Consider the following 26,315-nt stretch of genomic DNA (forward strand, 5'->3'; position numbering starts at 1 on the left):
GTTATTTCGAGCGTTGCGTTTGTCGGGTACTGGTGGACAGTCAACTCCATGGAAAATCTTCGGCAAATCAATTTGCTAATGCCGTCATCGACAAAAAGAGCGTGACATCGACGCCACCTTCGTTTCGTTCTTTTTCTCGCCATCGACCTGCTCTAAGTCTTCTACATCCGAAACGAGAATTGAAGGTGGTGCATGGCAGGTGAAACGATTCTGGTCGTGGGCGGCGCTGGTTATATCGGCTCCCATACGTGTCTCGATCTTGCGAACAAGGGGTTCCAACCGGTCGTTTTCGACAATTTCTCCAACGGTCATCGCGAATTCGTGAAGTGGGGACCCGCCGAGGAAGGGGATATCCGGGACCGAGTTCGCCTTGACGAGGTTCTGGCCAAGCACAAGCCAGCTGCCATCCTGCACTTTGCCGCCCTCATCGAGGTCGGCGAATCGGTCAAGGATCCGATCGCCTTTTACGAGAACAACGTCATCGGCACGCTGACACTTTTGGCTGCCGCTCAGGCGGCGGGCGTCAAGGCATTCGTCTTCTCATCCACCTGTGCGACCTATGGCTTGCCGCAAAGCGTGCCTCTCGATGAAACGCATCGCCAGGTGCCGATCAATCCCTATGGCCGTACAAAATATATCGTGGAGCAGGCGCTTGCCGACTACGACAAATACACCGGCTTTCGATCGGTCGTGCTTCGCTACTTCAACGCAGCCGGCGCCGACTTCGAGAGCCGGATCGGCGAGTGGCATCAGCCTGAAACGCACGCCATACCGCTCGCGATTGATGCCGCTCTTGGCCGTCGTGAAGGCTTCAAGGTGTTTGGCACCGACTATGAAACGAGGGACGGCACCTGCGTCCGCGACTACATCCATGTCCTTGATCTCGCCGATGCGCATGTCCGCGCCGTAGAGCATCTGCTGCGGGGCGGGGAATCTGTTGCGCTCAATCTCGGCACCGGCACGGGAACAACGGTGAAGGAGTTGCTCGGCGCCATCGAGCGCGTGTCGGAGCGACCGTTTCCTGTGGAATATGTCGGTCGCCGCGAAGGCGACTCGCACACGCTAGTTGCCAACAATGACAAGGCGCGGGAGATTCTAGGCTGGACGCCGCGGTATGATTTGTCTCAGATCATCCGATCGGCGTGGAACTGGCACGCAAAATCAAACCAGCACTGAAATACATCCATGACCGGTCGACCGAACATTTTATTGATCACCGCGGACCAATGGCGCGGTGATTGCCTGTCGGCGACCGGACATGCCTGCGTCAGGACGCCGAATGTGGATGCGCTGGCGTCGGAAGGCGTCTTGTTTGCCCGCCACTACGCTGGCGCCGCGCCATGCTCACCGGCGCGCGCCACGCTCTATACCGGCCTCTATCAGATGAACCACCGGGTTTGCCGCAACGGCTCACCCCTCGATGCGCGATTTGACAATCTGGCGCTGGCGGTCCGGCGGGCGGGTTATGATCCGACGCTGTTCGGCTATACCGACACCGCGCCCGACCCGCGCGGTATGAACGCGAACGACCCGCACCTGACAACCTATGAAGGATTGCTACCCGGCTTTACGGCCCGACAACTGCTTCCCGAGCATGAAAAGCAATGGCTGTCCTGGTTGCGCGAGCGTGGACACCCGGATGCGGATAGTCGCGACATTCACATCCCCGTCGGCGCGCGGCGCGGTGAGATTTCGAACGCGGCAACGACCTATTCGAAGGACGAAACGCAAACGGCGTATCTCGCGGGAGAGTTCATCCGCTGGCTGGGAGAGCAGGATGCGCCCTGGTTCGCACATGTTTCGTTCCTTCGTCCGCATCCGCCATTTTCGGCACCGTCTCCATACAACGATCTGTTCAGCCCGGAGGACGGTTCGCATTTCGCCCGGGCGGAAAACCACGAAACGGAACAGAGATCACACCCTTATCTGTCCTATGCCATGCCAAGGGTAGGAAAGGGCGGCTTCATCCATGGTGCGACCGGCTCAGTTAGCGAGTGGCAGGCCAGTGACTTCGCCGCGATCCGCGCCATCTACTATGGCATGATCGCGGAGGTGGACGCGCAGCTTGGGCGGATTTGGCGCGCATTGAAGGAAACAGGGGCGTGGGACGACACTCTCATCATCTTCACGTCTGATCACGCCGAGATGGCAGGCGATCACTGGACGCTCGGCAAGGGCGGTTTCTTTGATGGCAGTTATCACATCCCGCTTGTCATCCGCGACCCGCAAGCTGTCACGCGGGGCAGGGTGGTCGACCGATTCACGTCGGCCGCAGACATCTTCGCAACGCTCTGCGATCGCCTGAATATCGAACCTAGAAACGCCCTGGATGGCCAGTCCCTGCTGCCGTTCATGGAGCGGGAGGCGCCGAGAACCTGGCGCGATGCTGCCTTCTGGGAATTCGACTTCCGCGATATTGCCAACCAGGAACCAGAAGCTCATTTCGGATTGCAGTCAAACGAATGCAACCTTGCCGTCATCAGAGATGAACGCTTCAAATACGTGCATTTCGCGGCACTGCCACCACTCTTATTCGACCTGCAGGCCGATCCGATGGAATTGAACAACCTCGCGTCGGACCCAGCCTGTCTGTCGACCAGGCTTTCCTATGCCGAGAAGCTTCTCTCGATGCGTGCCCGTCATCTGGATCAAACGCTAGCTTTCACCGAACTTACGGAAAAAGGGCCGATCAGGCGCCGGCCCTAAGCTTATCAGGCGAGGCGCCCGAGATAGTCCAGCTTGCCAACAGGAACGCCCTGATTGCGCAGAATCGCGTGTGCAGTCGCAAGGTGGAAGAAGAAGTTCGGTAGCGCGAAGGTCACGACATATTCGTCGCCGCGGAACGTGATTTTGTTACCCCCCGGCGAAAGGGTAATTTCCCGCGTTTCCGTCCCTTCAAGTGCAGCCGGTGCGACTGTACCGAGGTAGGTTTGCGTCTTGGCAACACGCTCGCGCAATTCGGCGATCGTCGCTTCATTGTCCTCGAATTTCGGCGCTTCGCTGGCGGTCAGCCGCGCAATCGCCAGTTTGGCGCTGTCGGTCGCGCGCTGAAACTGACCCGAGAAGGGCAGCATGTCCGAAGCCAGCCGCGCGGCGACGAGATCCGCGCTATCAATCCCTTTCTCCTTCGCGAAGGTCTCGGCTTTGTCGAGGTAGGTCTTCAACGTTTCAAGACCGTGCTGGAAGACGGGAACTGTTAGTCGGTACATCGAAATAGGCATCGGTTTCTCCCTTGAGGCAGCGAAACCGCCGCCGTTAGGCCGTTCATATAGTTCGCGGCATCGCGCTTTTCAGCGCCAGCGCAAGCATCTTCGCGAGATTTTCACGGAGCGCTCGCGACCTCGCCCATGAATTGGACTTGACGCCCTCAGCAGAAAATGGAATGAATATTCCGCGACACAGATTTTACGGTTCGTTTGTTCCGTTTCTTGACGGACGGCCAGCGGGAGATGGCCCAGGTGAACTAAAAAACTGGCTTTTGGGCACTGCCCGAAGCTCCGGCGTGAGGAGGGTGCAGCCGGACACCGCTTTGTGGAGGAAAGAAGAATGAAGAAATTTATCATGGGTACTGCCATGGCGCTCGTCCTGTCGACGGCCGCTCATGCCGAAACCGTCGGCGTCTCTATGGCGCTTTTCGACGACAACTTCCTGACCGTCCTGCGCAACGGTATGCAGGACTATGCCAAGACCATGAAGGGCGTGACACTGCAGGTCGAAGACGCACAGAACGACGTCGCCAAACAGCAGAGCCAGATCCAGAACTTCATTGCATCGAAGGTCGACGCAATCGTCGTCAACCCGGTTGATACCGACGCCACGGCCGCAATGTCGAAGCTTGCCGCTGAGGCTGGCATTCCACTCGTTTACGTCAACCGCGAGCCGGTCAACGTAGACAGTCTGCCGGACAAGCAGGCCTTCGTTGCTTCAAACGAGCAGGAATCCGGCACGCTTGAAACCAAGGAGGTTTGCCGCCTGTTGGGTGGTAAGGGCAAAGCCGTCGTGATGATGGGCGAACTCTCCAACCAGGCCGCTCGCATGCGCACAAAGGACGTTCACGACGTCATTGCGACCGACGAGTGCAAGGGCATCCAGATCATTGAAGAACAGACGGCCAACTGGTCCCGCACCCAGGGTTCGGACCTCATGACCAACTGGCTCTCCAGCGGTCTCGAGTTCGACGCCGTTATCTCGAACAATGATGAAATGGCCATCGGCGCTATTCAGGCTCTCAAGGCAGCCGGCAAAGATCTCAGCAAGATCGTGATCGGCGGCGTTGACGCCACCCAGGACGCACTTGCCGCCATGCAGGCTAGCGACCTCGACGTGACGGTCTTCCAGGATGCAGCCGGGCAGGGCAAAGGCGCGCTCGACGCGGCTCTGAAGCTCGCGAAGGGCGAAAAGGTGGACAAGAAGGTTTATATTCCTTTCCAGCTCGTCACGCCTGAAAACGTCAAGGACTTCGTCGCGAAGAACTAACGTCGGAGAAATGGGGTGCGGACACACGGTTCCGCATCCCAAGCTTCAATCCGTGTCCGGGAGGAATGAGATGGTTGTCAGCCCGTCTACAATGGCCGCAGTGCGTCACAGCGGCGCTATTCCGAATGCGGAATACCTGCTGAGCGCCGAAGGCGTGCGCAAGGAGTTTCCAGGCGTTGTTGCACTCGACGACGTCCAGTTCCAGCTGAAACGCGGCACCGTGCACGCCTTGATGGGCGAAAACGGCGCCGGCAAGTCCACGCTGATGAAAATCCTCGCTGGCATCTATATCCCCGATAAGGGTGAGGTGCGCCTCAAGGGCGTCGAGATTCAGCTAAAATCGCCGCTCGATGCGTTGGAAAATGGTATCGCGATGATCCATCAGGAGCTGAACCTGATGCCCTATATGACCGTTGCCGAGAACATCTGGATCCGGCGCGAGCCGAAGAACAGGTTCGGCTTCGTCGATCACGCGGCAATGTTCCGCCAGACGGACGAGCTGTTTCAACGACTGAATATCGACATCGACCCGGAGATTCAGGTTCGCGAACTTTCCGTCGCTAATCGGCAGATGGTCGAGATCGCCAAGGCAGTCTCCTACAATTCAGACGTCCTGATCATGGATGAACCGACATCGGCACTGACCGAGCGCGAGGTCGAGCATCTCTTCCGGATCATTCGCGACCTCAGGGCTCAGGGCATTGGGATCGTCTACATCACACACAAGATGAACGAGCTGTTCGAGATCGCCGACGAGTTCTCTGTGTTCCGCGACGGCCGTTATATCGGCACCCATGCGTCGACAGATGTCACGCGTGACGACATCATCCGCATGATGGTTGGCCGAGAGATTACCCAGATGTTTCCGAAAGAGGAGGTCCCGATCGGCGACGTCGTGCTCTCGGTCAAGAACCTCTCACTGAACAACGTTTTCCATGACGTTTCCTTTGATGTCCGATCGGGCGAGATCCTTGGCGTCGCCGGACTTGTGGGATCAGGCCGATCGAATGTCGCGGAGACCTTGTTCGGCGTAACGCCGGCGACCTCAGGCACGATCGAACTCTTCGGCAAGAAGACGGACATCGTCTCGCCTACCGTTGCGATCCAGAACCGCATGGCGTTCCTGACCGAAGACCGCAAGGACACGGGCTGCCTGCTGATTCTGAGCGTTCTCGAGAATATGCAGATCGCCGTTCTCCAGGATAGGTTCGTCAAGGGTGGCTTTGTGCAGGAAAGCTCGATCGAAGCAACCTGCGAAGACATGGCGAAGAAACTCCGGGTCAAGACACCCAATCTCGACGAGCGCGTGGAAAACCTTTCCGGTGGCAACCAGCAGAAGGTCCTGATTGGTCGCTGGCTGCTTACCAATCCGAAGATCCTCATTCTCGACGAGCCGACACGCGGCATCGATGTCGGCGCCAAGGCCGAAATCCATCGTTTGGTGACGGAGATGGCGAGAAGCGGAGTAGCCGTGATCATGATCTCGTCGGAAATGCCGGAAGTGCTGGGCATGAGCGACCGCATCATGGTGATGCATGAAGGACGCGTAACCGGTTTTCTCAATCGCGACGAAGCAACGCAGATCAAGGTGATGGAGCTTGCAGCGCAGTGACGCGCGGGCTCGGGAACCGAAGGGAGGATAATCATGAATACCAACGCAGCTGAGGCCACAGCCCCACTCGCAACGCGAGCTCGCAGACGGCGCGTTCCGCCCGAGCTCAGTATTTTTCTCGTCCTGATCGGCATTGCGCTTATCTATGAAATTCTCGGCTGGATCTTTATCGGCCAGAGTTTCCTGTTCAATTCGCAGCGCCTGACGATCATGATCCTTCAGGTCTCCGTCATCGGCATCATCGCGGTGGGTGTGACACAAGTCATCATCACCGGCGGCATCGACTTGTCATCCGGCTCTGTCGTTGGCATGACGGCGATGATTGCGGCAAGCTTTGCGCAGGCATCGACCTGGCCGCGGGCGCTCTATCCTTCGCTGACGGACCTGCCATTCTTCATCCCGATCGGCGTCGGTCTCCTCATCGGCCTCGCAGCGGGCTTTATCAACGGGCAGCTGATCGCAAGGACCAAGATCCCGCCGTTTATCGCCACGCTTGGCATGATGGTCTCGGCACGCGGCATTTCCAAGTGGTATACCAAGGGTCAACCTGTCTCCGGTCTCACCGACCAGTTCAACTTCATCGGGACAGGCATTTGGCCCGTGATTGTGTTCCTCGTCGTTGCGCTGATCTTCCATATTGCTCTGCGCTATACCCGTTACGGCAAGTTCACTTACGCAATCGGCGCTAATCTGCAGGCCGCACGTGTATCTGGTATCAATATCGAAGCCCACCTGATCAAGGTTTACGCGATCGCCGGTCTGCTGGCGGGTCTTGCCGGCGTGGTCACTGCAGCCCGCGCCCAGACCGCGCAGGCCGGCATGGGCGTCATGTACGAACTGGACGCCATCGCCGCGACCGTTATCGGCGGTACGTCTCTGACAGGCGGCGTCGGCCGTATCACCGGCACAGTTATCGGCACGATCATTCTCGGCGTGATGACCTCGGGCTTCACCTTCCTTAGGGTTGATGCCTACTACCAGGAGATCGTCAAAGGACTGATCATTGTGGCCGCCGTCGTGATCGACGTTTACCGACAGAAGAAACGCGCGAAGCATTGACGAAAGCAATTCGGAACGGGGGCCTCGGCTCCCGTTTTTCGTTTGCGCTAACCATCGACACGGAACAGAAAGATTTCTGAAAAAAAAGGGTAGCGTATTCCGCTAGCTTTTCTATTCTGCGCTCTTCATATCGCCCGCCCGGGCACACAGGAACGCAGATGCAATTCGTATTCGACGGCCACAACGACGTCCTCCTCCGGCTTTGGACACATGAACGGGATGGCGGCGATCCGGTCGCTGAATTCTCAAACGGTATCGATCTGGGCCATATCGATGCCCCGCGCGCCAAGGCTGGCGGACTGGCAGGTGGCCTCTGCGCAATCTACGTGCCCTCCGGTGATCTCGTTTTTGCCGATCCCGACAAGAATGGCCACTACGTCACGCCGCTTGCCGCTCCGCTGGAGCCGCTTTCCTCGCTGAGGATCGCCACGGAAATGGCCGCGATCGCGCTTCGCCTGGACCGCGCTGGCGCCTGGCGCCTATGCTGCACTGTCAAGGACATTCGCAAAGCCATGGCCGACGACGTCTTCGCCGCGGTGCTGCACATGGAAGGCTGCGAGGCCATCGGGGCGGACCTGGCGGCACTCCAAGTATTCCATGCCGCTGGCTTGCGGTCGCTGGGACCTGTGTGGAGCCGTCACAATATCTTCGGCCACGGCGTGCCCTTCGCCTTCCCCATGTCGCCGGACACCGCGCCCGGCCTGACAGAAGCCGGCTTTGCCCTGGTACGCGAATGCAACCGGCTCGGCATTCTGATCGATCTGGCGCACATCACGGAGAAGGGCTTCTGGGATGTCGCAAAGACGACCGATCAGCCGCTCGTCGCCAGCCACTCCAACGCTCACGCGCTGACGCCGGTCGCCCGCAACCTCACCGACAAGCAGCTCGACGCCATCAGAGAAAGGCGCGGCCTTGTTGGCGTGAACTACGCGACGGCAATGCTGCGTAGCGACGGTCGTTCCGATGGTGACACACCGCTCAGCGACATGGTGCGCCACATCGACTATCTCGTCGAGCGCGTCGGCATCGACTGCGTCGCGCTCGGCTCGGACTTTGACGGCGCGACCATTCCCGAAGAAATCGGGGATGCCGCAGGTAACCAGAAGCTGATTGTCGCCCTCCAGCGTGTTGGCTATGGTGCACGAGATCTCGAAAAATTGGCCAGCGGGAACTGGCTGAGAATTCTGGCTTCGGCGTGGGGAGAAGAGGCCGCCTAAGCTTGCCTATCGCTTTGCATTGAAATGGAAAACAGGGGAACAAAAACCATGATAGTCAGCAAATTTAACCGCACTTTCCGTCTGCTTTCGGCAGGCGCCGCTCTGTCGATCATGATGGCCGCCGCACCCGCTGCCTTTGCGGAAACGCCGAAGGACACGCTGGTCGAAGGCTTCGCCATTGACGACATCATCACCATGGACCCGGGCGAGGCGTTCGAGCTGTCGACGGCCGAAGTCACGAGCAACACCTACAGCCTGCTCGTCCGTCTCGACATGAGCGACACGTCGAAGGTCAAAGGCGACCTCGCCGAGAGTTGGACGGTTTCCGACGATGGCCTGACCTATACGTTCAAGCTGAAGCCCGGGATGAAGTTCGCCTCCGGCAATCCGATTACCGCCGAAGACGTCGCATGGTCCTTCGAGCGAGCCGTCAAGCTCGACAAGAGCCCGGCCTTCATCATCACCCAGTTCGGCATCAATGGCGACAACGTCACCGAGAAGGCAAAGGCGACTGATGGAGGCACTTTCGTCTTCACCGTCGACAAGCCCTATGCGCCGAGCTTCGTTCTGAACTGCTTGACGGCAACCGTTGCCTCGGTTGTCGACAAGAAGCTGGTCATGGATCACGTCAAGTCCGTGACGCCGAGCGCCGACTACAAGTATGACAACGATTTCGGCAACGAGTGGCTGAAGACCGGTTACGCCGGCTCCGGTGCCTTCAAGCTCCGCGAGTGGCGTGCCAACGAAGTTGTCGTGATGGAACGCAACGACAATTACTATGGCGATAAGGCGAAGCTGAATCGCGTCATCTATCGCTTCATGAAGGAAAGCTCTGCGCAGCGCCTTGCGTTGGAAGCAGGCGATATCGACGTCGCCCGCAACCTGGAGCCCGGTGACCTGGATGCAGTCTCCAAGAATGCCGAACTGACGACCGTCAGCGCGCCGAAGGGCACCGTCTACTACGTCAGCCTCAACTCCAAGAACGAGAACCTGAAGAAGCCGGAAGTTCAGGAAGCCTTCAAATACCTCGTCGACTACGATGCGATCGGCTCGACCCTCATCAAGGGCATCGGCGAAATCCACCAGACCTTCCTGCCGAAGGGCCAGCTCGGCGCGCTTGATGAAAATCCGTACAAGCTCGATGTGGCCAAGGCCAAGGAACTGCTTGCGAAAGCCGGCCTGAAGGACGGCTTCTCGGTGACGATGGACGTCCGCAACACGCAGCCGGTAACTGGTATTGCGGAATCCATGCAGCAGTCGCTCGCCCAGGCCGGCGTCAAGATGGAAATCATCCCCGGCGACGGCAAGCAGACCCTGACGAAGTTCCGTGCGCGTACGCACGACATGTACATCGGCCAGTGGGGTTCGGACTACTTCGACCCGAACTCGAATGCCGATACCTTCACCACCAACCCGGACAACTCGGACGCCGGTACGGTCAAGACGCTCGCATGGCGCAATACCTGGGAAGCGCCCGAACTCGAGAAGGAAACGAAGGCTGCCTTGCTCGAACGTGACGGCGCAAAGCGCGCTGCCATGTATGAGGACATTCAGAAGAAGTTCCTTGCCAACAGCCCCTTCGTAATCATCTTCCAGCAGATCGAAGTGGCAGGCGCCCGCAAGAGCCTGACGGACTTCAAACTCGGCCCGAGCTTCGACACCAACTATGTCGGCCCGATTGGTAAGGAATAATCCGGCAGGATTGATCCGTTGAGCATCGTTGAAACAAAGATGGAGGCACGGCCCAAACAGGGCCGTGCCGTTCCCATTGCCAAAGCTGTCGGGCGATTTCTTGTCGCCGCCGTCACGACTTATCTTGGCCTTTTGGCCGTGACCTTCTTCATCGGCCGCGTCGTGCCGATTGATCCAGTTCTTGCGATTCTCGGCGACCGCGCGCCTGCGCATGTCGTTGAACGTGTCCGCCGCGAGCTCGGCTTCGACCTGCCGCTCTACCAGCAGTTCTACATTTATCTGAAGAGCATTCTCTCGGGTGACTTCGGAACCTCCGTTCTGACCACCAACCCCGTGATGGTCGACATTAGGCGCGTTTTTCCCGCAACGATCGAACTCGCAACACTCGGGACGATCATCGGCTCGGTTATCGGCGTGCCGCTCGGTGTGCTGGCCGCCGTTCGCCGGGGCAGCATCGCCGACCAGATCGTCCGTGTGATCGGGCTGATCGGCTATTCCGTGCCGATATTCTGGCTAGCGCTCATCTCGCTTGTGATCTTCTACGCGCAATTGCGATGGGTTGCCTTCCCCGGCCGCATCGATATCGTCTTCGAATACAGCTTCACGCCGATAACCGGCTTCTATCTGCTCGACAGCGCCATGCAGGGCCAATGGGACGTCTTCTACGACGTCTTCCGCCATATCATTCTGCCCGCCTCGCTGCTCGGCTACTTCTCGCTTGCCTACATCAGCCGCATGACCCGCAGCTTCATGCTCAACGAACTGAGCCAGGAATATGTGGTTGCGGCGCGCGCCAAGGGGCTCTCGGAAACCAGGGTGATCTGGGCTCATGCGCTACGCAACGCCGCCGTACCCCTCGTCACCGTCATTGCACTCTCGTATGCCAGCTTGCTTGAGGGTTCGGTGCTCACGGAGACGGTTTTCTCCTGGCCTGGTATCGGACTCTACATCACCAATTCCCTTCAGAACGCGGATATGAACGCCGTCCTCGGTGGTACCATCGTCATTGGCACGGTCTTCATCGGCATCAATCTTCTGTCCGACCTTCTCTACCGGACGCTTGACCCTAGGACGCGAAGCCGATGACGGTTCCCGCAAATCAATCAGCGCCGCTGAGCCGCCGTGAGTGGTTGCTTTCCGATCGGCCGCAGTCACGCACGCAGGCTCGCTTGGGCCGAGCCTACGTGACCTGGCGGCAATTCACCGCAAACCGCCTGGCCGTCGTAGGTCTCGTGATCATCATCGCCCTCCTGTTTGTGGCTGCCTTTGCGAACTTGCTCGCAACCCATTCGCCGATCGTGGGCGACCTGAAGAACGCTCGTCTGCTGCCGCCCGGCACCGAGGGTTACATGTTTGGCACGGACGATCAGGGCCGCGATATCTATTCGCGTCTCATCTACGGCTCCCGCTTGACGCTGCTCGTCGTCGTTCTCGTCGCAGCCATCTCGGCACCGATCGGCCTGATCGTTGGAACGGTGTCGGGTTATGCCGGCGGGTGGGTTGATGCGACGCTGATGCGCGTTACCGATATCTTCCTCGCCTTCCCCAAGCTGGTGCTTGCCCTCGCTTTCGTCGCGGCTCTTGGACCTGGCATCCAGAACGCGATCATCGCGATTGCGATCACCTCCTGGCCGCCCTACGCGCGCATCGCACGTGCGGAGACGCTAACCGTGCGGCGATCCGACTACATTTCTGCGGTCAAGCTGATGGGCGCATCACCCTTGCGGATTGTGGTCCGGCACGTGATGCCGCTTTGCCTTTCCTCGCTCATCGTTCGCGTGACGCTCGATATGGCCGGCATCATCCTGACGGCTGCCGGCCTCGGCTTCCTCGGTCTCGGGGCCCAACCGCCGCTTCCCGAATGGGGCGCGATGATTGCGTCTGGCCGGCGCTTCATCCTGGATCAGTGGTGGGTGGCAGCTATGCCGGGTTTCGCCATCCTGATCGTGAGCCTCGGCTTCAACCTGCTCGGCGACGGCTTGCGCGACGCTCTCGACCCCAAGGAGAGCGGCCAATGACGGATCTCCTCACCGTCCAAAACCTCAAGGTCAGTTATCCCACGCGCACCGGCGTGATCGAAGCCGTCCGCGGTGTCTCGTTTACACTTGGCAAGGAACGCCTCGGCATCGTCGGCGAGTCCGGCTCCGGCAAATCCCAGACGGGGCGCGCCATCATGGGTCTGACCCCGAAGCACGGCATCGTTTCAGCCGACAAGCTCGATTTCAACGGCATTGATCTTCTCGCCGTATCCGCCAAGCAACGCCGCCGGTTGCGTGGCAAACGCATCGCGATGGTTCTGCAGGATCCGAAATATTCGCTAGACCCCGTTATGTCGATTGGTCGGCAGATCTGCGAAACGCTGAGGACCCACGAGAAAGTCGGCAAGGCAGAGGCGCGAGACCGGGCTCTTGCCATGTTGGAGGCCGTGCAGATCCGCGATCCGAAACGAGTATTCGACCTCTATCCGCACGAGGTCTCGGGCGGCATGGGTCAACGCGCCATGATCGCCATGATGCTGATTGCCGATCCGGAGCTGTTGATCGCCGATGAACCGACCTCCGCACTTGATGTCACGGTCCAGCTGGACGTTCTCAGGATCATGGACCGGCTCGTGTCGGAACGCGGCATGGGGCTGATCTTCGTATCCCACGACCTGCGCCTCGTCTCATCCTTCTGCGACCGCGTCATCGTTATGTATGCCGGCAAGGTCGTCGAAGAACTCAAGGCATCCGAGCTTAAGAATGCGCGCCACCCCTATACGCAGGGTCTGTTGAACTGCATGCCCCAAATTGGCCAAAGCAGGCATCCGTTGCCGGTCCTCGATCGCAAGCCGGAGTGGGCCGCATGAGCATTGCACTTTCAGTCGACAAGCTGAGCGTCATCTATGATCACTTCCATGCGCTCAAGGACGTCAGTGTCGATATCGAAACCGGCGAGTCATTCGGCCTGGTCGGCGAATCCGGATCGGGAAAATCGACGCTGCTTCGTGCCGTTGCCGGCCTGGCGCCAGTGGCAAGCGGTTCCATCAAAATTCATGGCGAGCCACTCGCCGGCTCGAAGCGATCAAAGGCCTTCTACAGACAGGTGCAGATGGTTTTCCAGGATCCTTACGGATCCCTGCACCCTCGCCAGACCATCGATCGCCTGCTGCTCGAGCCGCTGGCGATACACGGCATCGGCGATAGCGACACGCGGATTGCCCGCGCCCTCGATGAGGTCGGGCTTGGGAACGGCTTCCGTTTTCGTTATCCGCATCAGCTTTCCGGCGGTCAGCGTCAACGCGTTGCGATTGCCCGCGCGCTGATCGTCGAGCCGTCAATTCTCTTGCTTGATGAGCCGACCTCGGCTCTTGACGCTTCCGTACAAGCGGAGGTTCTGAACCTGCTCGAAGAGGTGCGGCGAGATCGCAGCCTTACCTTCGTAATGGTCAGTCATGACCTCGGCGTCGTCACCCACATGTGCGATCAACTGGCCGTGATGCGAAACGGGACCGTCGTCGAGCGGTTAACCTCGGCCCAACTGGCACAGGCAGCCGTTACCGAGGATTACACGCGAAATTTGATGGTCGCCAGCAAGGGTTTTGTCAAAGCTTGAAGGGCAATCCTTTCAACGAATTGATTTCGCTGGGACTCTCCGGGCCTCAGCCTTAACGATCGACTAAAACACGACCATTCAACTAGACTATTGACACTTGCCTTACTTCTGTCATGATCCGGTTAACGCCCGTTAATTTTCGTGATCATGGAGATCAGGCATGTTTTTTCTCGGCGGCATGACGATGGGATATCTGCATCCACCGGCCAAAACCGATAGAGAAGCTCCAGCCTCGACCTCCATTCCCGCAGAGAAAGACCGGCGGTTGCTCGAAACGCCCGAAGCGCCGGCCAAGATCCATCAGGGTAGCGGAGAGGATCGTTCCTTGCTCTGGGCGTGGAGAACTCTCGTCTGATCGCCGAAGGGACGGATTTTTTAACGCCCCCCTGGCAGGACAGAATTTTATCTCTACCTATCAGATAGAGAAAATAAGAAAACGCTCTAACAAAAAAGAAGCGCGGAGAAACGGAGGCAGCACATGGCAGACTTGGGTATCTCGCACGCTCATGTGAATCAGTATGGTTCCGTCCAGACCAAGAAACCTGGCACGACCCGTAGCAAGATCCAGCTTGCAGTTCACGCAACCCTTGTCACGGCGGCATTTGTTTTCGTCGCAGCCCTCGTCTTTGGCATCGTAGGTTAAGCCAAAGAGTACGCAGACTTGCGGCAGACGAAGGATGCTGCCCCAGACCACGTTTGGCTGCCGGTATTTCAAAAGGCGCGTCGATTTGGACGCGCCTTTTCTATTTGGCTGAACCAGGCCTTGGACCTCCAACGGAACCAATAGGGCGACCTCCCGTTATTTGATCAGCAAAGACAAAGGAGATCGCCATGCTTTATTATGCACTTGTATTTCTCGTTGTAGCGCTGATTGCCGGCGTACTGGGCTTTGGCGGCATTGCAGGTGCTTCGGCATCCATCGCTCAGGTGCTTTTCTTCATCTTCATAATTCTGTTCGTTGTCTCGCTGGTTATGCGCCTCATGCGGCGCGCCTGACGAAAAAACGCTGATGTGAAATCGGAAACCGGCGCTTGCCTGAGCGCCGGTTTCCTTTCGACCGCAGGTGATATCCGCACGCCGCCGGATTGCATCCTTTGAAACATCTTGACTTGAATTATCGCAATGGTGTCCAACTTTCTCGAAATGGCTCCAAAAGGGTGGAGGGCGCAACGGAGCCGTCTTCGCGCGTAGCCGCACAGGTCGCGTTTAAACCGTTTCGCATCGTCGATTGATTGCCGTTTCGATCTTGCTGTCCGAGATCACGAAACCTCGGCGCTGTTCATGTGGTAGTCATATTTGGCAGTGCAAAAGGCTACGCAATCATCATAACTTTGCTTGGATCCAGAACCGAACCCATGTCCATTTCCGCCACGTCTCCGAGCCCGTCCCGCGAGTCCGAAACGAAGCAGATCGATCACAATGACTCGATCCGCTCAACCTATCTTTCCATCGAGGATATCAGGGGAATAGGCGCCTCCGTCGCCGCCCGTGGCGTCGACTCGCTGCCCGCTTTTGCGCCTTTCGATTTCTTCGCGCGACACAAGGAAAACGAGAAGGAAATCCTGCGGGTTTACCGCACGACAGCAACGGACGTGGAATCGGGTGAAACGATCACTCCCGCAGCGGAATGGCTGCTCGACAACCATTATATCGTCGAGGAAGCGATCCAGGAAATCCGTCGTGACTTCCCGCGGCGCTTCTACCGGGAACTGCCGACGATCGACGTCGGCGGTGTACGGATCCCACGCACCCTGGCCCTCGCATGGCTTTATGTCGCCCACACCCACAGCTCGATCTCGCAGGAAAGCCTGACGGCCCTGGTCGATGGCTTCCAGCAGAGCGAAACACTAAGGATCGGTGAACTCTGGGCATTGCCGTCGCTTGTTCGCTATGTACTCGTGGAAAATCTGCGTCGCATTTCGATCCGCGTCGAGCGCAGCCGCCGGTTACGCCGGCGTGCCAACGAGGCTGCAGATGAGCTTGTGCGGCTGACTGACCCGGCAAAGGCGGCCGAGTATCTCAGGTCGCTCGAGTCTCTTGCCGAAGACAATACCTTCGCAACGCAATTCCTCTACCGCATGCGCGATGGGTCGCAGGCATCGAGCGTGGCGATCGCTTGGCTCGATGAGCGCCTTGAAGCCCTCGGTCGCGACACCGAAGAGACGACGATGGCGGAGCACAGCCGCTTGTCCTCCGGTAACGTCACGATGGGTAACATCATACGCGGTCTGCGCGAGATCGACGACACGGAATGGTCGGTCTGGGTCGAACAGGTCAGCCATGTCGACAAACTGCTGTGGGATCATTCCGACTACGGCGATCTCGATTCCGGTTCGCGCAACAAGTATCGCAAGCAGATTGAAAAGCTTGCGAAGCGCTCGCCCCTGTCGGAAATGGAGATCGCCCAGTTGGCGCTCGACATGACTGAGGAGGCGAAGACCTCCGGCGAGACGCAGCCGCACGAACCGAATGTCGGCGGCTTCCTGACGGGCGCGCAGAGGCCAAAGCTCGAAGCGCGCGCGAACTATAGCCCGACCGCAACGCAGCACTTCGTCCGAACCGTCCGCCGTTTCAACTGGCTTTCGATTGCCGCACCAGTCATCCTGCTCACCATCATTGCCATGGCAATCGTCGGCAAGTTCATGGCCAATGCCGGCATGGGGCCGCTTGAGATCGCGATCCTGCTGGTCATGTTCTCCCTCCCTGCCTCGGAAGGAGCAACTGGTCTCTTCAATACGGTGCTGTCGTTCTTCGTGACACCGGCCCGGTTGGTCGGCTACGAGTTCAAGGAGGGCATTCCCGAGGAAGCCCGGACGCTACTGGTCGTCCCCTGCCTCATCTCCAACCGCGACAGCGTCGATGAACTCGTCCGCAATCTCGAAGTTCACTACCTCGCCAACCCACGTGGCGAAATCTACTTCGCGCTTCTCAGCGACTGGCCGGACAGCCAGGTCGAGGAAACATCCGCCGATCTCGAGGTGCTGGACTATGCCCGTCGCGAAGTCGCGAACCTCTCTGCGCGCTATGCCTTCGATGGCAAGACGCGCTTCTACCTCCTGCATCGTCGTCGACTCTACAATCCAGCCGAAGGCGCCTGGATGGGATGGGAGCGCAAGCGCGGCAAGCTGCATGAATTGAATCTGCTGCTCCGCGGCGACCGCGATACCACCTATCTCCCGGGCGCAAATATCGTACCGGCAAACGTTCAGTACGTGATGACGCTCGATGCCGACACGCGCCTGATGCGCGATGCGGTCACCAAGCTCGCCGGTAAGCTCTATCATCCCATCAACCGTCCGGTGATCAATCCGGCCAGCGGTCGCGTCGAAAGCGGCTATGGCGTGCTACAGCCGCGCGTCACGCCGTCACTGACGACAGGCAAGGATGCCTCGGTCTTCCAGCGAGTCTTCTCGATCAACCGTGGTCTCGACCCCTACGTCTTTACCGTCTCCGACGTCTATCAGGATCTGGCGGGTGAGGGCACATTTACCGGCAAGGGCCTCTATCATGTCGATGCCTTCGAAGCATCGCTGAAGGGCCGTATCGATGAAAACTCGGTACTCAGCCACGACCTGCTAGAGGGTTCGATGGCCCGCTGCGCGCTCGTCACCGATCTGGAACTCGTCGAGGATTTCCCGATCCGCTATGAGGTCGAAACCTCGCGCCAGCATCGATGGGCGCGTGGCGACTGGCAGCTACTGCCATACATGTTCAATCCGAAGCACGGCGTCACCGGGCTCGGGCGCTGGAAGATGTTCGACAACCTCCGCCGATCGCTGACGCCAATCGCATGGTTCTTCGCCTCGGTGCTTGGCTGGTATTTCATGGCCCCGCTTGGCGCGCTCGTGTGGCAGATCCTATTGATTTTCTGCCTGTTCGTCGCCCCGACGCTCTCCCTCATCAACGGCATCATCCCGCGGACCAGCGATATCGTCGCCCGCGCCCATCTCTACACCGTCTGGTCCGATATCCGTGCCGCCAACGCGCAGGTCGCTCTTCGGATTATCTTCATCGCCGATTCCGCATGCATGATGGCCGATGCCATCGGCCGCTCGCTCTATCGCCTCTTTGTCAGCCACAAGCTGATGCTGCAATGGCGAACGGCTGCCAGCGTCCAGGCCGGCAAACAGGGAACGGTCCTCTCTTATTATAAAGCGATGTGGCATGCGCCGGTACTGGCCTTGTTTGCACTGGCCTTTGCGGCGCTCTCCGGCGACAAGGCCTATCTCGTCGGCGTTCCCTTCGCGCTTCTCTGGATCCTCTCACCGCTGGTCGCCTACTATGTCAGCCAGTCGGCAGAGACAGAAGACCGGCTTGAAGTCGCCGATTCCGTTTCCAGCGAGCTTCGCAAGATCGCCCGCCGCACGTGGCGCTATTTCGAGACGTTCACCACCGCCGAACAGAACTATCTGCCACCGGACAACATTCAGGAGACGCCGCACGTAATCGTCGCGACGCGCACCTCCCCGACCAATATCGGCGTCTATCTGCTGTCCGTCGTGTCTGGCCGGCATTTCGGATGGTTCTCCTTCGAGGAAACCATCGATCGGCTGGAACAGACGATCGCGACAATCGACAAGATGGAGAAATTCCGCGGGCATCTCTTTAACTGGTACCACACGGATAGTCTCGAAACGCTCGGGCCGCGCTATGTTTCGGCGGTCGACAGCGGTAACCTCGCCGGCCACCTGATCGCGATCTCATCGGCCTGCCGCAACTGGGCGGAAGCGCCCTCCGCCCATATGCAAGGCAATCTCGATGGTGTCGGCGACACCGCAGGCATCCTCGCGGAAGTGCTGTCGGAACTGCCGGACGACCGCAAGACGGTCCGCCCGCTGCGTCGTCGTCTGGAAGAGCGTATCATCGGCTTCCAGAACGCGCTCGCAGCGGTCAAGCGCGAGCACGAGTTCGCATCGATCCGCATCATCAACCTCGCCGTTCTCGCGCGCGACATTCAAAAGCTTGCTGCCAACCTCGATCATGAGGTGAAGTCCGCCTTGAGCGTCGAGGTCACGCGCTGGGCCGAGTCTCTTGTCAAGGTTTGCGAAGCCCACATCTCGGACAGCACCTTCGATCTGTCCAACATCGATGCGCTGCGTCCACGCCTGATTGCCTTGCGCGACAAGGCCCGCGACCTCGCCTTCTCGATGGACTTCGGCTTCCTGTTCCGGCCCGAAAGGCGCCTGCTCTCGATCGGCTACCGCGTGGAAAGCGGCGAGCTCGATCAGGCCTGCTACGACCTGCTGGCCTCGGAATGCCGCCTCACCAGCCTGTTCGGCATCGCCAAGGGCGATCTACCGACGGAACATTGGTACCGTCTCGGCCGCCAGGTCGTTCCAGTTGGCTCGCGCGGTGCGCTTGTCTCGTGGTCCGGATCGATGTTCGAGTACCTGATGCCGCCGCTCGTCATGCAGGAACGTGGTGGAGGCATCCTCAACCAGACCAACAACCTGGTCGTGGTCGAGCAGATGAACCATGCCCGCAAGCTGGGGATTCCGTGGGGTATTTCGGAAGCGGCGTTCAATGCGCGCGACCATAACCTCAACTACCAGTACACGAACTTCGGCGTACCGTCGCTTGGCCTGAAGCGGGGCCTGGGCCACAATGCGGTTATCGCGCCCTATGCTTCCATCCTTGCCAGCCAGTATAATCCCGACGCGGCGCTTGAAAATCTCCAGCGCCTACGCAAACTCGGCGCACTCGGCAAGTTCGGTTTCCACGACGCCGTCGACTTTACGCCGACCCGCCTGCCTGAAGGCAAGACTTGCGCGGTCGTCTATAACTATTATGCTCACCATCATGGCATGTCGATCGCGGCCGTCGCGAACGTCGCCTTCAATGGCCACTTGCGCGAACTCTTCCACTCGGATCCGGTGATCGAGGCTGCTGAACTCCTTCTGCAAGAGAAGGCACCGCGGGATATTCCGGTTATGAGCGGTAAACACGAATCCGATACGCCAGCCAGCATTCAGGACGATCTGTTGCGTCCTGAACTGCGCAAGATCTATGATCCGGCCTCGCGCGATCGCGAGCTGGTTTTCCTCTCGAACGGCCACTACTCGCTGATGCTGACCGCGACAGGCGCCGGCTATTCACGGTGGAACGGCCAATCGGTTGGCCGCTGGAAAGCCGATCCGACCGAGGATCGCTGGGGCACCTTCATCTTCCTTCGCGATACGGCGACCAACGAATGGTGGTCGGCAACCACGGAGCCGAAGAGTGTCGAGGGCGAGCAGGTCAAGGTTCTCTTCGCCGACGAAAAGGCGGAGTTCACCAAGACGGTGGGCGACCTCACGAGCGAGGTCGAATGCATTGTCGCCACCGAGCATGACGCCGAAGCACGCCGACTGACGCTTATCAACTCGGGGACGGAGGATCGATTTATCGAGGTAACTTCCTATCTCGAGCCTGTCCTTGCGACAGACGACGTCGACAACGCCCATCCGGCATTCGCTCGCATGTTCGTCAAGACGGAGATCGGCAAGCGTGGGGACGTCATCCGCGTCGAACGCAACAAGCGTGATCCGAACGAGCCGAACATGGCCGTTGCCCACCTCATCGTCGACAACTCCGGCTCTTCGCGCCACACCGAGTTCGAAACGGACCGCCGCAAGTTCCTCGGCCGTGGGCGCAGCCTCGCGAACGCTGCCGCCTTCGATCCGGGCGCAACCCTTTCCGGCACCGACGGCTTCACCCTCGATCCGGTTATCTCACTTCGCCGCACCGTGCGCGTACCGCCCGGCAAGAAAGTCAGCGTGATCTTCTGGACCATCGCTGCGCCGAGCCGCAACGAGGTGGATCAGGCTGTTGACCGGTATCGCCACGCGGACGCTTTCAACCACGAGCTCGTCCAGGCCTGGACCCGCACGCAGATTCAGATGCGCCATGTCGGCGTGACGTCCCAGCAGGCGGCAGCCTTCCAGCATCTGGGCCGCCATCTGGTTTATCCGGATATGTATCTGCGCGCTGATGCGGCCGCGGTCGCCGCAGGCATGCAGTCGCAGTCATCACTTTGGCCGCTGGCGATCTCCGGCGATTTCCCGATCTTCACGTTGCGCGTAAACGACGACATGGATCTCGACATCGTCAGGGAAGCGCTGCTTGCGCAGGAATACCTGCGCTCGCGAGGCGTCACCGCCGATCTGGTCATCATGAACGAGCGCGCCTCATCCTATGCGCAAGACATGCAGCACGCAGTCGATCAGATGGCCGAGAATGTTCGCCGCATGGGACAGGCCGATGGCTTGCGCCAGCACATTTTCACGGTCCGCAAGGATCTGATGGAAGAATCAACGTACCATGCACTGATCTCGGCCTCGCGCGTCACGCTCCATGCCAAGAACGGCAAGATTATCGATCAGATCAATCGTGCCGTCGCGCTGTTTTCCCCAAGCAAGGAAGAGCAGCAGGAGCTGGAGCGTGCCGACCGCGCGAAGTCACCGGGCAAGCGGATCGCCCCGACGCCAGCCTCACGACCATCCAAGGTCGTGATCGAGGAAGAAGGCGATCTCAATTACTGGAACGGTATCGGCGGCTTCGCCGGCGACGGTCGCGAATATGTCGTCCGCCTTCCCGGAGGTCACGCGACGCCGCATCCGTGGATCAATGTCATCTCGAATGAAAAATTCGGCTTCCATGTGTCGGCAGAAGGAGCGGGGTTCACCTGGAGCACAAACTCCCGCGACTACCAGCTGACGTCGTGGTCGAATGACGCAGTCATCAACCGCCCTGGTGAGGCGATCTACGTCGTCGATCGGGATAGTGGCGCGGTACTGACTCCGTTCGCAAACCTCTCGACGCGGCAAGATATCCGCTTCGAAGCACGACATGGTCTGGGCTATTCGGTATTCTCCAGCGTACAGAACGAAATCGCGCTTGAGGTGACGCAGACCGTTGACCGCGAAAAGCCGGTCAAGCTGCAGCGAATCCGGCTACGCAATGCCGGCTCCAAGCCAAGGAAGCTGCGGATCTACGGGTACGTCGAGTGGGTTCTGGGCAACAATGCGCAGAAGTCTGCACCGTTCATCCTCTCGGAGCACGACGAGGAGACTGGCGCACTGTTTGCAAGCAACAACTACAGCATCGATTATTCCGGTCGGGTCGCTTTCTTTGTTGCCGGTGAGAAGCCGTCCAGCTTTACGGCCAGCCGCCGCGAATTTATCGGTAAGACAGGTACGATCCAGGCGCCGCACGCCCTGAATTCGGGAGCCGGCCTTTCCGGCGCGACGGAGCTCGACGGCGACCCGGCAGCGGTTCTCGCGATCGATATCGAGATCGGACCGGACGAGGAGCGCGATGTCTGCTTCTTCCTCGGTGATACCAAGACGAAGGCCGAGGCGCGGGCGTTAATCAACGATATCCGCAAGGTTGCCTTCGAGGACGTTGTCCAGGCAAACCGTGCGTTCTGGCAGAGTTTCACCGGGAAGCTGCAGATTTCCACGCCCGATCAGAGCATGAACAACCTGATCAATACCTGGCTGCCGTACCAGAGCCTGGGCTGCCGCATCATGGCGCGTACGGCCTTCTACCAGGCAAGCGGTGCCTTCGGCTTCCGCGATCAGTTGCAGGATACGTTGGCATTCGTTATCCATGAGCCGTCGATTGCCCGCAAGCAAATCCTGAATGCCGCCTCGCGCCAGTTCCGCGAGGGCGACGTTCAGCATTGGTGGCTGCCGGGCACCGGCGCTGGCGTCCGGACGATGATTTCGGACGACGTGGTTTGGCTCGCCTACGCGATCCATCACTATTGCAGCGTTACGGGAGACAAGAGCGTCCTCGACGAACAACTCGCCTTCCTGGAAGGGCCGGCACTCCTCGAGGGACAGCACGACTCCTTCTATCTGCCCGAAGTCTCCGAAGATAAGGCGAGCGTCTACGAACACGCTGCCATCGCGCTGGATCTCGCGATCGCCCGAACAGGCAAGAACGGCCTGCCGCTCTTCCTCGGAGGCGATTGGAACGACGGCATGAATCGTGTCGGCATTGGCGGACAGGGAACGAGCGTCTGGCTCGGCTGGTTCCTGGCGGGCGCGCTGCGTTCGTTCTCGGCATATGCGGAGGAACGTGGCGACAAGGCACGCGTGGCGCGGTGGACCCAGCACCTCGCGACGCTCAAGGCAGCGCTCGAAACCGTCGCCTGGGATGGCGCCCACTACCGGCGCGGCACGTTCGATGATGGCAGCTTGCTTGGCTCCAAGGAAAGCCTCGAATGCCAGATCGACTCGATCGCCCAGTCCTGGAGCGTGCTGTCCGGGGAGGGGGATCCGGCGCATTCGGCGAAGGCGATGAACTCCGTGCTGGATAAGCTCGTCGATCCAGAGGCACGGATCATTCGGCTCTTCACACCGCCCTTTGCGAACTCGGCTAAGGATCCTGGCTACATCAAGGCCTACCCGCCAGGCGTTCGAGAAAATGGTGGCCAATACACCCATGCCGCGACTTGGGTTGTCCTGGCGCTGGCCGAACTTGGCCGCGGCGACGATGCCCTGCGTTGCTTTGAATTGCTGAATCCAATCGGTCATGCCCGCGACCCGGTTTCGGCGGAACGCTATCGCGTCGAACCCTATATCATCGCAGCTGACGTCTACGGTGAGGGCGCGCTGAGCGGTCGCGGCGGTTGGACTTGGTATACAGGCTCCGCAGGCTGGCTCTATCGCGCGGTCATCGAAGGCATCCTCGGCATCAGGGTGAGGGATGGCCGCTTGTACGTGCGTCCAGCGCTGGCGAGTGCCTGGGACGGCTTCTCCGCCGAGATTGAGCACACAGGTGCTAAATACCTCATTTCGGTCTCAAAATCGTCCCATCCGAGAGGTTACGATGTGACCATCAACGGACGCGAAGTCACCGATCCCGACGAGGGATATCCGGTCGGATAACAGCATTTTTCCTAGCTAATCATCCGGCGTTTCGTTGCGGCCAAAAGGGAAACCTTTTGGCCGCAACTGCGTTTGCAAATCGGAAAAGCAGGAGAAGTCCATGGCAATAGCGCTCGAGGGAACGATTGGCGCCAAGCAACGTTCTGTTACGGTAGCGACGCCGAAACGTGATACGAGATTGGACGTTCTACGCGGACTCGCGCTCATCACGATTTTCATCAATCATGTCCCCGGTCAGATTTTCGAGAATCTTACAACCAAGAATTTCGGCTTCTCAGATGCGGCCGAAGCCTTCGTTCTGATCTCGGGCATTGCGGTCGGCTTGGCTTATGGTACGCGCTTTGAGCCGAGCGCGTGGCTTCTGACGGCGGCCAAGGCCACGAAGCGGGCGTTTACGCTTTATCTGGCTCACATGATAACGACGTTCATGACGCTCGCCCTGTTCCTGACCGGCGCTTGGATCTTCCACCGCCCTGGCCTGCTGTGCGAGATCAACATCCTCGCTGTCTTGACCAATCTGAAGGCTGGCATTCCCTCGCTGGTGCTGCTGGGACACCAGATCGGCTACAACAACATCCTGCCGATGTATGGGGCCTTGATGCTGATGGTGCCGGTCATCCTTCTGCTCAACGCGGCAAGCCCTCTTCTCGCGCTGGTCGTCTCCGGCACGGTCTGGCTGTTTGCGGGCGTGTATGAGGTTGCGCCACATAACATGCTGATTGAGGGCTATTGGTTCCTCAATCCACTGTCCTGGCAATTCCTCTTCACGATCGGCATCGTTGGTATGATGCATGTGCGCCGTGGAGGCAAACTGCCTCAGCACCCGGTCCTCTTTGCCGCTGCAGCGGTTTACGTCGTATTGTCCTTTGCCTGGGTGGTCGGCCAACTCTGGAGCTTCGGAATTGCGTTGGCAGCACTCGGCCTGCCGCCGGTACTGACAGGTTTCGACAAAACATTTCTGTCTCTGCCGAGGCTGCTGCACGTTCTGGCGCTGACGTATCTCGTCATCAATATTCCGGCAATCTCGCTCCTGCTGCGCCGGTCAGCGGACCATCCGCTGACCGTTCTCGGCCGCCACTCGCTGAACATCTTTGTCGCCGGTACCATCCTGGCGATGGTCGGTCAGGTGGTGCTCTACATCAACAACCACGACCGGATCATCGGGCCAGTCTTTGTGGTTATCGGCATCGCCATCCAGTTCGCCTACGCCTACCATCTTGAACGCAAGCGCAAGCTCGAGACAGGCGACCGAAACAGGTTGCCCAGCCGAGGGATGATGCCGGTTCCTGTGCGCGTTGATCGTTCGCGGGATCGGCGCTAGACGTCAGCGGCATCCGTCTGCTGCGATCGTGCGCCCATCGTCGCGCCTCCGTATCTAATCGTAAAAACCTTGACTCCTGTGGAAAACCTTTTAAGAGCAACGGCGGAAAAGGAATATCCATGGTTCGCGACGAACACGCCATTGCTGTATGCAATGACCGGGCACAAGGTGCCGGGGTGGATATTGCCGTTCCGGTTTCTTCCAAAACCAAGGCCAAAACGACGACGAAAACCGTCTGACGTCTCTGGCCTGCCGCTCTCTCCCCGGCTCGGCTGGGGACAAGGAAGCCGCGATATTTTCGCGCTTTCCCCCTCACCGGATAAGAGGAGAGAAGAGAAAGAGAGCTTGAGAAATGGGTTTTAAAGTTGCAGTTGCGGGAGCGACCGGAAATGTTGGCCGGGAAATGCTCAATATCCTCTCCGAGCGCGGTTTTCCCGCCGATGAAGTCGTCGCGCTTGCATCTGCGCGCTCGCAGGGTACAGAGGTTTCTTACGGCGATAAGACGCTGAAGGTCGCAAACCTCGAGAATTACGATTTCTCCGACACCGATATCTGCCTGATGTCGGCTGGCGGCGAGGTCTCCAAGAAGTGGTCGCCCAAGATCGGTGCCCAGGGCTGCGTCGTCATCGACAACTCGTCGGCGTGGCGCTACGACGCGGACGTGCCGCTGATCGTTCCTGAAGTGAACCCGGACGCCGTTACCCAGTTCAGCAAGCGCAACATCATCGCCAACCCGAACTGCTCGACTGCGCAGCTCGTGGTGGCGCTCAAGCCGCTTCACGACTTCGCTAAGATCAAGCGGGTCGTGGTTTCGACCTATCAGTCCGTTTCCGGCGCCGGCAAGGATGGCATGGACGAGCTGTTCAACCAGACGCGAGCCGTCTTCGTTGCTGATCCGATCGAGAACAAGAAGTTCACGAAGCGCATTGCCTTCAATGTCATTCCGCACATCGACAGCTTCATGGAAGACGGCTACACCAAGGAAGAGTGGAAGGTTCTCGCCGAGACCAAGAAGATGCTCGACCCGAAGATCAAGGTTACCTGCACAGCAGTTCGCGTTCCGGTCTTCATCGGCCATTCTGAATCGGTCAACATCGAGTTCGAAAGCGAGATTACGGCCGACCAGGCACGCGACATCCTGCGGGAAGCTCCCGGCTGCCTCGTCATCGACAAGCACGAGAACGGCGGTTACATCACGCCCTACGAGTCTGCCGGTGAAGATGCGACCTACATCTCGCGCATCCGCGAGGACGCGACGGTCGAGAACGGCCTGAACATGTGGGTGGTTTCCGACAACCTTCGCAAGGGTGCTGCTCTCAACGCGATCCAGATCGCCGAGCTGCTTATTAATCGCGGACTTGTGAAGCCGCGCAAGCAGGCAGCCTGAACCAATTGTTAACTATGGTTTGTTAAGCCCGGCTTAATAAGGTAAGGGCTTTTCTTGGCGCGGGTTCGCCGTTTACGGCTTC

General features: G+C 59.1%; 19 protein-coding genes. 18 read left to right on the plus strand and 1 reads right to left on the minus strand.

Features of this window, described 5'->3' with window-relative positions; translation table 11 throughout:
* Positions 1-192: 192 nt before the first annotated feature.
* Both galE and NBG89_RS16655 read left to right on the plus strand, forming a co-directional pair.
* A complete protein-coding gene (galE, locus tag NBG89_RS16650; protein ID WP_431320849.1) occupies positions 193-1,176 on the plus strand; it encodes a UDP-glucose 4-epimerase GalE in 984 nt (327 codons plus the stop codon).
* 9 nt (positions 1,177-1,185) lie between these two features.
* Positions 1,186-2,706, plus strand: a complete 1,521-nt coding sequence (locus NBG89_RS16655) for an alkaline phosphatase family protein (RefSeq protein ID WP_431320850.1) — start codon at positions 1,186-1,188, stop codon at positions 2,704-2,706.
* A 5-nt stretch (positions 2,707-2,711) separates the two neighbouring features.
* On the opposite strand, the gene NBG89_RS16660 is transcribed toward NBG89_RS16655, so the two are convergent.
* Positions 2,712-3,221 carry a DUF1993 domain-containing protein gene (locus NBG89_RS16660; protein WP_431320851.1) on the minus strand — a complete coding sequence of 170 codons (510 nt, stop codon included), beginning with the start codon at positions 3,219-3,221 and terminating at the stop codon, positions 2,712-2,714.
* 325 nt (positions 3,222-3,546) lie between these two features.
* Between NBG89_RS16660 and NBG89_RS16665 the strand changes: the two genes are divergently transcribed.
* From NBG89_RS16665 to NBG89_RS16740, 16 genes are all read left to right on the plus strand, one after another.
* Positions 3,547-4,476, plus strand: coding sequence for a sugar ABC transporter substrate-binding protein (locus NBG89_RS16665; RefSeq protein WP_431320852.1), 930 nt, complete (start codon positions 3,547-3,549; stop codon positions 4,474-4,476).
* A 70-nt stretch (positions 4,477-4,546) separates the two neighbouring features.
* Positions 4,547-6,088, plus strand: coding sequence for a sugar ABC transporter ATP-binding protein (locus NBG89_RS16670; RefSeq protein WP_431320853.1), 1,542 nt, complete (start codon positions 4,547-4,549; stop codon positions 6,086-6,088).
* Between the two features lie 33 nt (positions 6,089-6,121).
* Positions 6,122-7,147 carry an ABC transporter permease gene (locus NBG89_RS16675; protein WP_088693144.1) on the plus strand — a complete coding sequence of 342 codons (1,026 nt, stop codon included), beginning with the start codon at positions 6,122-6,124 and terminating at the stop codon, positions 7,145-7,147.
* Positions 7,148-7,305: 158 nt separating this feature from the next.
* Entirely contained in the window at positions 7,306-8,364 is a 1,059-nt protein-coding gene (locus NBG89_RS16680) for a dipeptidase (protein ID WP_431320854.1), read from the plus strand.
* Between the two features lie 48 nt (positions 8,365-8,412).
* On the plus strand, positions 8,413-10,056 hold the full coding sequence (locus NBG89_RS16685) for an ABC transporter substrate-binding protein (RefSeq protein ID WP_431320855.1): 1,644 nt from the start codon (positions 8,413-8,415) through the stop codon (positions 10,054-10,056).
* 18 nt (positions 10,057-10,074) lie between these two features.
* On the plus strand, positions 10,075-11,142 hold the full coding sequence (locus tag NBG89_RS16690; protein ID WP_431320856.1) for an ABC transporter permease: 1,068 nt from the start codon (positions 10,075-10,077) through the stop codon (positions 11,140-11,142).
* Positions 11,139-12,074 (plus strand): ABC transporter permease, encoded by a 936-nt coding sequence (locus NBG89_RS16695; protein ID WP_431320857.1) that lies wholly within the window; start codon positions 11,139-11,141, stop codon positions 12,072-12,074. The genes NBG89_RS16690 and NBG89_RS16695 overlap by 4 nt, the downstream gene beginning before the upstream one ends.
* Entirely contained in the window at positions 12,071-12,904 is an 834-nt protein-coding gene (locus NBG89_RS16700) for an ABC transporter ATP-binding protein (RefSeq protein WP_431320858.1), read from the plus strand. Before NBG89_RS16695 ends, NBG89_RS16700 begins: the two co-directional genes overlap by 4 nt.
* Complete coding sequence (locus NBG89_RS16705; RefSeq protein ID WP_431320859.1) at positions 12,901-13,650, plus strand: ABC transporter ATP-binding protein; 750 nt, start codon at positions 12,901-12,903, stop codon at positions 13,648-13,650. The genes NBG89_RS16700 and NBG89_RS16705 overlap by 4 nt, the downstream gene beginning before the upstream one ends.
* A 160-nt stretch (positions 13,651-13,810) precedes the next feature.
* Positions 13,811-14,005 carry a hypothetical protein gene (locus NBG89_RS16710; protein WP_431320860.1) on the plus strand — a complete coding sequence of 65 codons (195 nt, stop codon included), beginning with the start codon at positions 13,811-13,813 and terminating at the stop codon, positions 14,003-14,005.
* Positions 14,006-14,128: 123 nt separating this feature from the next.
* Positions 14,129-14,293, plus strand: a complete 165-nt coding sequence (locus NBG89_RS16715; RefSeq protein WP_431320861.1) for a hypothetical protein — start codon at positions 14,129-14,131, stop codon at positions 14,291-14,293.
* Positions 14,294-14,481: 188 nt separating this feature from the next.
* Positions 14,482-14,646 carry a DUF1328 domain-containing protein gene (locus NBG89_RS16720; RefSeq protein WP_088693152.1) on the plus strand — a complete coding sequence of 55 codons (165 nt, stop codon included), beginning with the start codon at positions 14,482-14,484 and terminating at the stop codon, positions 14,644-14,646.
* A 359-nt stretch (positions 14,647-15,005) separates the two neighbouring features.
* Positions 15,006-23,525 carry a GH36-type glycosyl hydrolase domain-containing protein gene (locus NBG89_RS16725; protein ID WP_431320862.1) on the plus strand — a complete coding sequence of 2,840 codons (8,520 nt, stop codon included), beginning with the start codon at positions 15,006-15,008 and terminating at the stop codon, positions 23,523-23,525.
* A 100-nt stretch (positions 23,526-23,625) separates the two neighbouring features.
* Positions 23,626-24,846 carry an OpgC family protein gene (locus tag NBG89_RS16730; RefSeq protein WP_431320863.1) on the plus strand — a complete coding sequence of 407 codons (1,221 nt, stop codon included), beginning with the start codon at positions 23,626-23,628 and terminating at the stop codon, positions 24,844-24,846.
* Positions 24,847-24,866: 20 nt separating this feature from the next.
* Positions 24,867-25,085, plus strand: a complete 219-nt coding sequence (locus tag NBG89_RS16735; protein WP_431322721.1) for a hypothetical protein — start codon at positions 24,867-24,869, stop codon at positions 25,083-25,085.
* Between the two features lie 113 nt (positions 25,086-25,198).
* Positions 25,199-26,233, plus strand: a complete 1,035-nt coding sequence (locus tag NBG89_RS16740; RefSeq protein WP_028747250.1) for an aspartate-semialdehyde dehydrogenase — start codon at positions 25,199-25,201, stop codon at positions 26,231-26,233.
* Positions 26,234-26,315: the final 82 nt, after the last annotated feature.

It is taken from the genome of Rhizobium sp. YTU87027, assembly GCF_050644135.1.
Taxonomy (GTDB): domain Bacteria; phylum Pseudomonadota; class Alphaproteobacteria; order Rhizobiales; family Rhizobiaceae; genus Rhizobium.

Coding starts and splice junctions, on each gene's coding strand:
- NBG89_RS16710 (WP_431320860.1), top strand. CDS start 13,811: ATGTTTTTTCTCGGCGGCATGACGATGGGATATCTGCATCCACCGGCC.
- NBG89_RS16685 (WP_431320855.1), top strand. CDS start 8,413: ATGATAGTCAGCAAATTTAACCGCACTTTCCGTCTGCTTTCGGCAGGC.
- NBG89_RS16665 (WP_431320852.1), top strand. CDS start 3,547: ATGAAGAAATTTATCATGGGTACTGCCATGGCGCTCGTCCTGTCGACG.
- NBG89_RS16720 (WP_088693152.1), top strand. CDS start 14,482: ATGCTTTATTATGCACTTGTATTTCTCGTTGTAGCGCTGATTGCCGGC.
- NBG89_RS16705 (WP_431320859.1), top strand. CDS start 12,901: ATGAGCATTGCACTTTCAGTCGACAAGCTGAGCGTCATCTATGATCAC.
- NBG89_RS16740 (WP_028747250.1), top strand. CDS start 25,199: ATGGGTTTTAAAGTTGCAGTTGCGGGAGCGACCGGAAATGTTGGCCGG.
- galE (WP_431320849.1), top strand. CDS start 193: ATGGCAGGTGAAACGATTCTGGTCGTGGGCGGCGCTGGTTATATCGGC.
- NBG89_RS16655 (WP_431320850.1), top strand. CDS start 1,186: ATGACCGGTCGACCGAACATTTTATTGATCACCGCGGACCAATGGCGC.
- NBG89_RS16695 (WP_431320857.1), top strand. CDS start 11,139: ATGACGGTTCCCGCAAATCAATCAGCGCCGCTGAGCCGCCGTGAGTGG.
- NBG89_RS16730 (WP_431320863.1), top strand. CDS start 23,626: ATGGCAATAGCGCTCGAGGGAACGATTGGCGCCAAGCAACGTTCTGTT.
- NBG89_RS16680 (WP_431320854.1), top strand. CDS start 7,306: ATGCAATTCGTATTCGACGGCCACAACGACGTCCTCCTCCGGCTTTGG.
- NBG89_RS16670 (WP_431320853.1), top strand. CDS start 4,547: ATGGTTGTCAGCCCGTCTACAATGGCCGCAGTGCGTCACAGCGGCGCT.
- NBG89_RS16725 (WP_431320862.1), top strand. CDS start 15,006: ATGTCCATTTCCGCCACGTCTCCGAGCCCGTCCCGCGAGTCCGAAACG.
- NBG89_RS16675 (WP_088693144.1), top strand. CDS start 6,122: ATGAATACCAACGCAGCTGAGGCCACAGCCCCACTCGCAACGCGAGCT.
- NBG89_RS16660 (WP_431320851.1), bottom strand. CDS start 3,221: ATGCCTATTTCGATGTACCGACTAACAGTTCCCGTCTTCCAGCACGGT.
- NBG89_RS16715 (WP_431320861.1), top strand. CDS start 14,129: ATGGCAGACTTGGGTATCTCGCACGCTCATGTGAATCAGTATGGTTCC.
- NBG89_RS16700 (WP_431320858.1), top strand. CDS start 12,071: ATGACGGATCTCCTCACCGTCCAAAACCTCAAGGTCAGTTATCCCACG.